This window comes from Nocardia brasiliensis NBRC 14402 (assembly GCF_000308475.2).
GTDB lineage: Bacteria > Actinomycetota > Actinomycetes > Mycobacteriales > Mycobacteriaceae > Nocardia > Nocardia brasiliensis.
This window is the reverse complement of the sequence record NZ_BAFT02000102.1, coordinates 24,294-33,017: the sequence shown is the minus strand read 5'-3', so window position 1 is coordinate 33,017 and position 8,724 is coordinate 24,294. Positions and strand designations below refer to the sequence as shown.

10 protein-coding genes are annotated in these 8,724 nt (G+C 68.7%); 6 read left to right on the top strand and 4 right to left on the bottom strand.

Going from position 1 to position 8,724, the window contains the following annotated elements; translation table 11 throughout:
• Both TY25_RS34265 and TY25_RS34260 read right to left on the bottom strand, forming a co-directional pair.
• Positions 1-335: hypothetical protein (locus TY25_RS34265; protein ID WP_042263386.1), on the bottom strand; the 335-nt coding region annotated here is incomplete at its 3' end.
• A 480-nt stretch (positions 336-815) separates the two neighbouring features.
• Complete coding sequence (locus TY25_RS34260) at positions 816-2,150, bottom strand: phthiocerol/phthiodiolone dimycocerosyl transferase family protein (RefSeq protein WP_226887465.1); 1,335 nt, start codon at positions 2,148-2,150, stop codon at positions 816-818.
• A gap of 62 nt (positions 2,151-2,212) precedes the next feature.
• On the opposite strand from TY25_RS34260, the gene TY25_RS34255 reads away from it, so the two are divergent.
• Together TY25_RS34255 and TY25_RS34250 are read left to right on the top strand one after the other, a co-directional pair.
• Positions 2,213-2,821, top strand: coding sequence for a TenA family protein (locus tag TY25_RS34255; protein ID WP_042263384.1), 609 nt, complete (start codon positions 2,213-2,215; stop codon positions 2,819-2,821).
• A gap of 54 nt (positions 2,822-2,875) precedes the next feature.
• Positions 2,876-3,325, top strand: coding sequence for a DUF1707 SHOCT-like domain-containing protein (locus tag TY25_RS34250; RefSeq protein ID WP_226887466.1), 450 nt, complete (start codon positions 2,876-2,878; stop codon positions 3,323-3,325).
• A gap of 58 nt (positions 3,326-3,383) precedes the next feature.
• On the opposite strand, the gene TY25_RS34245 is transcribed toward TY25_RS34250, so the two are convergent.
• The gene (locus TY25_RS34245) at positions 3,384-4,775 is read right to left on the bottom strand and encodes a glycine--tRNA ligase (RefSeq protein ID WP_042263382.1); all 1,392 of its coding nucleotides are present in this window, start codon (positions 4,773-4,775) and stop codon (positions 3,384-3,386) included.
• Positions 4,776-4,970: 195 nt separating this feature from the next.
• Here TY25_RS34245 and TY25_RS34240 point away from each other — a divergent pair, with 195 nt between their 5' ends.
• From TY25_RS34240 to TY25_RS43505, 3 genes are all read left to right on the top strand, one after another.
• Entirely contained in the window at positions 4,971-5,321 is a 351-nt protein-coding gene (locus TY25_RS34240; RefSeq protein WP_014982775.1) for an ArsR/SmtB family transcription factor, read from the top strand.
• A gap of 3 nt (positions 5,322-5,324) precedes the next feature.
• Positions 5,325-5,771: a Fur family transcriptional regulator gene (locus tag TY25_RS34235; protein ID WP_042263379.1), complete on the top strand. Its 447-nt coding sequence runs from the start codon at positions 5,325-5,327 to the stop codon at positions 5,769-5,771.
• 135 nt (positions 5,772-5,906) lie between these two features.
• A complete protein-coding gene (locus TY25_RS43505) occupies positions 5,907-6,881 on the top strand; it encodes a hypothetical protein (RefSeq protein WP_042263377.1) in 975 nt (324 codons plus the stop codon).
• Positions 6,882-7,008: 127 nt separating this feature from the next.
• Here TY25_RS43505 and TY25_RS34225 read toward each other — a convergent pair whose 3' ends face one another.
• Positions 7,009-7,983: a hypothetical protein gene (locus TY25_RS34225; RefSeq protein WP_042263375.1), complete on the bottom strand. Its 975-nt coding sequence runs from the start codon at positions 7,981-7,983 to the stop codon at positions 7,009-7,011.
• Positions 7,984-8,085: 102 nt separating this feature from the next.
• Here TY25_RS34225 and TY25_RS34220 point away from each other — a divergent pair, with 102 nt between their 5' ends.
• Entirely contained in the window at positions 8,086-8,703 is a 618-nt protein-coding gene (locus TY25_RS34220; RefSeq protein ID WP_042263373.1) for a TetR/AcrR family transcriptional regulator, read from the top strand.
• Positions 8,704-8,724 lie beyond the last annotated feature (21 nt).

The following is an 8,724-nucleotide window of genomic DNA, read 5'->3' as shown; positions in this document are numbered from 1 at the left end:
GGAGGTGGAGCGGGTGGACAGCCGGGTCGCCAGCGCCGCGGCACCGGCCCCGAACGCGACCGCCGCGGGGTGCGCAATCGCTGCGGCAGCGCACCGAGTCCGACGGTCGCCGCCACCGCGCCCGCGCCGACGCCCAGCCGGGTGGCCGCCTTGTCGTGCCGGCCCGACAGCGCGACGGTGGCCTCCACCACCGGCACCGGCGAGACGTCGATCATGGCTCGCCCGAGGGTGTCGATCAGCGAGCCGCCCCGGGTCGCGGCGATCGCCTCGCCGACGCCGAGCGCCGCTATCCCGACCGCGGCCGCGCCCAGCCTTCCGTCTCCGTTCGTCAGCATCGCTGGCACCCGCTTCCAACCCGATCGTCCGCTGTCACCCAGCATTCTGCCCGACCGGTCCCACCGGCCAACTCGTTTCACCCCGCCGTCCCACGCACCGCACGGCCGCCCGGACCGGTCGCCGACCAGCCAAGCACCATCCTCCGAAGCCCCCCACCAGCCACGCCAGCCACGCCGACCAGCCACGTCAGCCACACCGACCAACGGCGTCAGCCACACCGACCAACGGCGTCAGCCACACCGACCAGCGGCGTCGCGGCGCGCACACGATCGGGTCTGCCGCGCCGCGCGCATATTCGCGTCCCGCGTGCGGATTCGCCGACGATTTCGTGCGCGGCGCAACGAAACGTGCGCGGCGTACTCGTGCCCGAGTGCCCGAGTGCCCGCGTGCCCGAGTGCCCGCGTGCCCGCGTGACCGCGCCGATCTGGACGGCGGCGCAGGTGCCGCGTCGTTCGGGTCCTGCGGCTGCACCGCGTCAGCTACCGGTCATTGCTGACGATCGTCTCGCTGGACAGCGCGAGCAGTTCGTTGTGCACCGCGTCGAGCAGTCGGTGCGCCTCGGAACCACCGCCCAGCAGGCCGATCGTCAGTGCGCCGTGGAAGGTGTAGACGAGGAAAGTCACAGCTGCCGAGGCTCCGGTGGACGGGCGCGGATGGGCCGAGAGATAGACGATCTCGTAATCGGTGAGTTCCAGGCCGGCCGGTGTCCGGAACGAGGGCACCGCCCCGGTGTTCGTCACCGCGACGTGACCGGCCAGCGAGTGGATCCGCTTGTCCCCGAAGAAGTCCGGGAAATGCAGCACCGACTGTTGCACGATGCCCGCGGCCAGGTCGGCACGCAACTGCTGCGCGATCCGCCCGCCCAGCTCGAGAACGCTCCCCGACAGGTCGACCTCGGCGGCGAACGACGCGAGCCCCGCCATGTTGGTGCCGTCCGCGGGAGCCACCTTAGGCACCAGCCGGGAACGCATGTCCACCGGATAGAGGCAGCCGAGCGGCACCGGACCGGTTGCGGCATCGGTGATTCCGGACGCGAACGCGCGCAGCAGCGCCGCGGTGACCAACCCGTTCACGCTCACCCCGCGATGCCGCCCGAGCGCGACGATCCGCGCCGTCACCGCCGCGTCGAGGCGGGTCCGCAAGGGTCGGGCAAGGGAGCTGGGCACCGCGACCGCGGATCCGGGCGACCGGATGTTCACCGATCCGGCACCGCGGGCGTCCGCGCGAGCCGCGGCCGCGATGGGGGCGGGCACCGGCAGCGGCCGCGTGACGGCCTCGAAGCCGGACACCGCCCCCGCCACGATCCCCCGTTGCGCCACATGCCATTCCAGCGGCCGCGGATAGTCATGCGGTGCACCGGCCACCGGTGTTCCTTCGACGAGGCCGGTGTAGTGGTCCCAGAAGCGGGCGAGCAGTTCGACACAGTGCCCGGCATCCGCGACGCTGTGATGCGCGAACAGCGTGAGCCGCCAACGGTCTTCGCCGGACACCAGCACGTCGAGGTAGGCGAGCTGGGTTCCGGGGTCGAGCGGCGTCGCGGGCAAACCGATCGTCTCGACGTCCCCCTCGGTCACCGTCGCCCCCACCGGCGAATCCCCCGGTCGCAGTAGGTATCCGGTCCCCTCTTCGTCTTCGCCGATCCGGCAGGTGATCACCGGGTACGTCGTCTGCAGCGCGGCGAACGCCCCTTGCACCGCCGCGATATCCACCGCTCCCGTCACCGACACCGAACGCCCCGTGTACGTGCCGTGCCGTACGAACCGCTGTTCCGACGGCGCCAGCACTCGCACCACCGCATCCTCATCCCGCAACACCTCGCAAGCGTGCGGCAACACCCGCGCGGGTGCAAACCGCGGAGTACGCAAGACTGGTCGGCATGAGTCTCGCCGCGCATCTGGAAGAACTCGGCCGTCCGCTGGTCGAGCATCAGCTCACGCATCCCACGGTGGCCGGGATCGCCAAGGGCGATCTGCCCGAGCCGATCTTCCGATCCTGGCTCGAGCAGGACTACCTCTTCCTGCTCGACTACGTCCGGGTGTTCAGCCGCCTGGCCTGGCAGGCGCCGTCGGCCCACCTCGCCGACCTGGTGGATCTGGCGCACGCCACCTACCACGACGAACTGGCGCTGCACCGCTCGCTGGCCGCCGAGTTCGGCGCCGACCTCGACGGTGCCACCAAAGGCACTGCGTGCACGGCATATACGTCCTTCCTGCTGGAGTCCGCGGCCGACTACGCCGAGGGTCTGGCCGCCCTCTACCCGTGCATGTGGGGCTATTCGAACCTGGGCGCGCGGCTCGCCGAGAACCCGCCCGCCGAACCGCGCTACCGCCGCTGGGTCGACACCTACGCCGACCCCGGCTTCGCCGATCTCACCCGCCGCATCGCCCAGATGATCGACGAGGCGGGCGCGGACCAGGCCCGAGCAGAGGCCCTGTTCCTGGAGGGCATGCGGCACGAGCTCGCGTTCTGGGACGTCCCCCGCTGACCACACCAGACCAAGTGGTGCACAGCCGGCGCGCCACGTCCTACGCTGACAGTCGTGGGAGTGGAGCACGTGCGGGCCTCTGACGCGGACCGCGAGAAGATCGTCGAACAACTGCGTCTGGCGATGAACGAGGGCAGGTTGAGCCTGCACGAATTCGACGACCGGGTGCAGCAGGTGTACGCCGCCAAGACCTACGGCGAGCTGACACCGGTGCTGGCCGACCTGCCGACGCAGCGCAATACCCGTGAGGCCGTGTCGAACCGGGTGCCGCAGTGGGTGGTCATCATGTGGACCCCGTGGGTCTTCGTGAACATGCTCTGCCTGTTGATCTGGGCTGCCACCGGTTTGGGGTACTTCTGGCCGTTCTGGGTGGCGGTGCCGTGGGGTTGCGCCCTGCTCATCCCGACGGCGATCGGAATCACCGTGCGCGGCAACGGGTCCGAAGCGCAGCGGCCACCGCTGCCGCCGACGCCGCCGACCCCACCGCTGCCGCCGGGTCACTGAACGACGAACGACCCGCGCCGGCTGATCGGCGCGGGTCGATCGTCGTGTCGCGAAAGGCTCAGGAGCCCAGCAGATGCTGGGCCAGGTAGCCCTCGACCTTGTCCAGCGCGATCCGCTCCTGGGTCATCGAATCCCGTTCCCGGATGGTCACCGCCTGATCCTCGAGCGTGTCGAAATCGACGGTGATGCAGAACGGGGTGCCGATCTCGTCCTGCCGACGGTAGCGCCGGCCGATCGCGCCCGCGTCGTCGAACTCCACGTTCCAGTTCCGCCGCAGCTGTGCCGCAAGGTCTTTCGCCTTCGGCGTCAGGTCCGCGTTACGCGACAGCGGCAACACGGCCGCCTTGACCGGCGACAGCCTGCGGTCCAGCCGCAGCACGGTGCGGGTGTCCACGCCGCCCTTGGCATTCGGCGCCTCGTCCTCGGCGTAGGCGTCGACCAGGAAGGCCATCAGCGAGCGGGTCAAGCCGGCCGCGGGCTCGATCACGTACGGGATGTAGCGCTCGTTGGTGGTCTGGTCGAAGAAGCTGAGCTCGGTGCCCGAGTGCTCGGAGTGCGTCTTCAGGTCGTAGTCGGTTCGGTTGGCGACGCCCTCCAGCTCACCCCACTCGTTGCCCTGGAAGCCGAAGCGGTACTCGATATCGGTGGTGCCCGCCGAGTAGTGCGACAGCTTTTCCTTCGGGTGCTCGTAGAGCCGCAGGTTGTCCGGGTTGATGCCCAGATCGGTGTACCAGGAGAAGCGCGTCTCGATCCAGTACTTGTGCCATTCGGCGTCTTCGCCCGGCTTGACGAAGAACTCCATCTCCATCTGCTCGAACTCGCGGGTGCGGAAGATGAAGTTGCCGGGGGTGATCTCGTTGCGGAAGCTCTTGCCGATCTGCGCGATACCGAACGGCGGCTTCTTGCGCGCGGTGGTCATCACGTTCGCGAAGTTGACGAAGATGCCCTGCGCGGTTTCCGGGCGCAGGTAGTGCAGGCCTTCCTCGGACTCGATCGGGCCGAGGTAGGTCTTCAGCATCATGTTGAAGTCACGCGGCTCGGTCCACTTGCCGACGGTGCCGCAGTTCGGGCACGCGAGCAGCTCCATCGACACCGTGTCCGGGTCGTCGATCTTGTTCTTGAGCGCGTAGGCCTCCTGCAGGTGGTCCTGCCGGAAGCGGTGGTGGCAGTTGAGGCATTCGACCAGCGGGTCGTTGAACACGCCGACGTGGCCCGAGGCCACCCAGACCTGGCGCGGCAGGATCACCGACGAGTCGAGGCCGACGATGTCCTCGCGGCTGGTGACCATCGAACGCCACCATTGCCGTTTGATGTTCTCCTTGAGCTCGACGCCCAGGGGACCGTAGTCCCATGCCGATTTGGTGCCTCCGTAGATCTCACCGCTCGGGTACACCAGACCCCGGCGCTTGGCGAGGTTGGCAACGGTGTCCACCTTCGACTTGGGTGCCACTCGAGAATTCTCCATCCACTACGAGTCGGATTCAGTCGGGTCCGATCAGACCTCGCCCACAGCCTATCGGCCCTGCCCAACCGAGTTTCCACCGCACGGGCATCGCCGCGGCACCAGCACCGTTCGGCGCGCCCGTTTGACATGCGCAACTGTGCATATCAAAATGGGATCGCTTTCCAATAAGGAGTTGGTGACATGACCACCGAGACTGCCGCGGTGCATCCGCACAACCCGTACCGCTCGCCCGCGCCGGCACCGGTACCGGCGCGCAACGTCCTGGAGGACGCGGGCGAACTGCTGCGCGCCCTCGCCGCACCGGTCCGCATCGCCATTGTGCTGCAACTGCGCGAGTCGCCGCGCTGTGTGCACGAACTGGTCGATGCGCTCGGTGTCACCCAGCCGCTGGTGAGCCAGCATCTGCGCATCCTCAAGTCCGCGGGCGTCGTCCACGGCGAGCGGTCCGGTCGCGAGGTGCTTTACGAACTCGTCGACGACCATCTCGCGCATATTGTCGTCGACGCCGTCGCGCACGCCGAGGAAGGGTGATTCGTGCCAGACAACACGGTCGTACCGCAGAAGCCGGTCGGCATCCGCAGTACCCGGCAGCGCAGCGCGATCGCGGCGCTGCTGGGTGATATCGAGGAGTTCCGTTCCGCCCAGGAGTTGCACGACGAGTTGCGCAAGCGCGGCGAAGGCATCGGCCTGACCACGGTGTATCGCACTCTGCAATCGCTGGCCGATGCGGGCATGGTCGACGTATTGCGTACCGACACCGGCGAATCCGTCTACCGGCAGTGTTCCACCGGCCACCACCATCATCTGGTCTGCCGGCACTGCGGACGCACCGTCGAGGTGAAGGGCCCGACCGTGGAATCGTGGGCCGACGCGATCGCGAGCGAACACGGATTCACCGAGGTCAGCCACACCATGGAGGTGTTCGGCACCTGCCGCTCCTGCAAGTCGGCGGACAACGGCGACGGCCGCACCGCGCTCTAGTCCGGCCGCGGTCCGCTCAGCGGACCCGTCTCTGGTTAACACCGCGCTTCCCCCGGCAGATTTCAACGCGAACCCAGCGACGCCCGGCCGACCCGGGCATCGCGCTCTGGGGTTTCGCCATCTTCTGGAGGCAGCGTGCGCTCGACCCTGATCTCATCCGCAGTCCCCGCGCGGCCCCGGCGGCTGCGCACCGCCGCGGCGGCGGCCGCGTTGCTCGGCGCCGCCGCGCTCGCGCTGACGGCGTGCAACGACAAAGACGGCACGGCGACACCGGCTTCCGGCACGTCGGCCACCAGCGTGGCCGCGACCGGTTCGCCGGGTAGCGCGGCCCAGGCGACGGTGCGCACGGTCGGCAAGACCGGCTGGTTCGAGGGCTTCGATATCACGGTCGACAAGGCCACGGTCGTGCCGGACGAGTTCGGCGGCGCGAAGGTGCTGATCGACATCACCTACAAGAACACCACGCTCGACAACAAGACGATGAGCAACAACACCGCGCTGCTGGTCGGCACCGAGGTCGACGGCGGCGCGAGCTGGGACAACCCGACGGTGCCCGGCAACGGATCGGCCAAGGGGTCGGTGACCACGCCGGTCAAGTCCGCCGAGGACGCCGAGCATCTGCTCGACACGATGACCGTGGTCTACGGCCAGGCCTCGGACAACCAGACCAAGATTCCGCTCAGCGCCGCGGGCAAGGTCGAGAGCGTGCAGCCGAAGACGCTCCCCGTCACCGGCACGCTGGTGCAGGACCAGACCACGATCGAGGTGACCGCCGGCAAGCTCGCTCCCAGCTACGCCAAGAACGAGCACGGCAAGGACGAACTCGCGCTGCGCATCAAGATCAGCGGCGGGCCGGGGATCGCCGCGGGCGGCACCAACATCTTCACCGAGTACTTCTCGCTGCAGACCCCCGACGGCAAGACCGTGGTCGCCGACGACCGCGGTCAGATCAACGAACTGCTCGACGCGGGCAAGACCATCGACAGCCCGAAGAACTACGTCGTCTTCGTCGTCCCCGCCCCCGCGACCGGCAACTACGTCCTCACCTACAACAACCAGCAGGCCGAAGGCGCGGCCACCGCACCGACCTTGGCGTTCACCGTCAACTGAGCCGAGCCTGCCGCCTTCTTTCGACTCCCACTGTTCAACCCGCAGACTCGCGTGTGGTCTTTGCCCGAACGCACACGAACACGGGGCATGCGGGCGCAGTCCGCGCCCACATGCCCCGTTGATGGAGTCAGTTCACAGCAGCGGGAACCGGTGTGACGATGGTGGGCTCGGCCGCAGCGCGGGGACGGAAAGCGGCGACGGCGAGCAGTGCCAAGCCGGCGGCGGCCCAGATCAGCAGGACCACAAGGGGTCCCGTCGCGCGGGCGCCGTCGAAGTAGGCGACCGAGCGGAACAGCGAGGCGGCGGCACCGGGCGGGAGGAGCTGACCGATCGCACCCCACGGCTGCGGTAGGAGTTCCGGAGCCGAGGTGGCCGCGGAGAACGGGTTGCCGATGAGCAGCAGGGTGAGGGCGGCGATCCCGATGCCGGCCCGGCCGATGACGGCGGCGAGCCCGACGACAGCGCCCGCCACCGCGAACGACGCGAGCCCGGCGACCGCGGACAGCACCAGGTAGGAACCGGGGATCACCGACATCCACCCGTGCACGATCTCCATGCTGAGCAGGCCGCCGACCAAGCCGAAGGTGAACAGTCCCAGCGCTTTTGCGCCGAAGGCCGGGATCAGCAGACTGAGCAGGACGCCCGCCGCGAGGCCGGACATCACCAGCGGCAGCACCATCGCGCCGAACGCGGCACCGCGCGGATCGTCGGCGTCGGCGGCCACCACATCCTCCACCGGCGCCGCCGCACCGCCGGACAGCTGCTGACCGATCTGCGTGAGTTGTTGCGCCACAGCGGGACTCGCGGCCGAGGCGACCAGTACCCGGGGCGGGCCGTCGCCGGTGACGATCGCGCCATACACCGCACGGTGCTCGATCGCGGCACGGGCCGCGGCCGCGTCGCCCGGCCGGGAGATCTCGAACGCGTCCGGACTGTGCGCGGTGAGCTTGCCGATCACCAGATCGGCCTGCGGGCCGGTGACGGCGATCGGCACGTCACGCGGTGCGATGTTGGCCGCGGGCCAGGCGAAGGCGACCAGCATCAGCGCTTGGAGCAGAGCGGCGCCGACACCGATGGCGAGCGCTCGCTGGTTGATGTTCATGACGTTCTCCCGTAAATCGAATGACCGTTCTTTTTCGATGGATCGAGCGTCGCACGCACCCGCGGGCTTGTCAAGAACGGATATTCGTTTTACTTTGGACCCATGCCCAAGGTCAGCGAAGAACACCTGGAACGCCGCAGGCAACAGATCCTGGACGCTGCGCGGCTGTGTTTCGCGCGCAAGGGTTTCCACGAGACCTCCATGCAGGACGTCTTCACGGAATCGGGGCTCTCGGCCGGGGCCGTCTACCGCTATTTCAAGAGCAAGGACGAGCTCATCGCGGCGCTGGCCGGGCAGACCTCGGTCGGCCTGCGCGCGGTGATGGGTGAGCTGATCCATGCCGATCCCCTACCGACGCCGGACCGCTTGGTCTGTTCCATCGCCGAGAACATGGTCGCGCAGAGCGGGCCCGACGGACCACTCCGTCTGGCCCCGCAGGCGTGGGCGCTGGCCCTCGTGCACCCCGAGGCCGCGGTGTACGTCAAAGAGGCGATCATGGGCATCCGTGACCGCATGTACGAGTACACCGAGTTGATGCGCGACGCGGGCTGGCTTCCCGACGATGCCGACCTGCACGCGGTGGCCGTCGCCATCATGGGGATTCTGCCCGGATTCATGTTGCAGCACTTGATCATCGGCGATGTCGATCCGGAGACGCTGGCGCGCGGCGTCCGCACGCTGCTCCCCTACGGCAGCAGCACGAGCCCGGCGCAGGCCTGATCACGTCGAGCCGCGCCAGTA

Bases quoted from the DNA above. Each gene is read 5' to 3' on its own strand.
- TY25_RS34255 (WP_042263384.1), top strand. From the start codon at position 2,213: ATGAGTCTCGCCGCGCATCTGGAAGAACTCGGCCGTCCGCTGGTCGAG.
- TY25_RS34240 (WP_014982775.1), top strand. From the start codon at position 4,971: ATGACCACCGAGACTGCCGCGGTGCATCCGCACAACCCGTACCGCTCG.
- TY25_RS34225 (WP_042263375.1), bottom strand. From the start codon at position 7,983: ATGAACATCAACCAGCGAGCGCTCGCCATCGGTGTCGGCGCCGCTCTG.
- TY25_RS34220 (WP_042263373.1), top strand. From the start codon at position 8,086: ATGCCCAAGGTCAGCGAAGAACACCTGGAACGCCGCAGGCAACAGATC.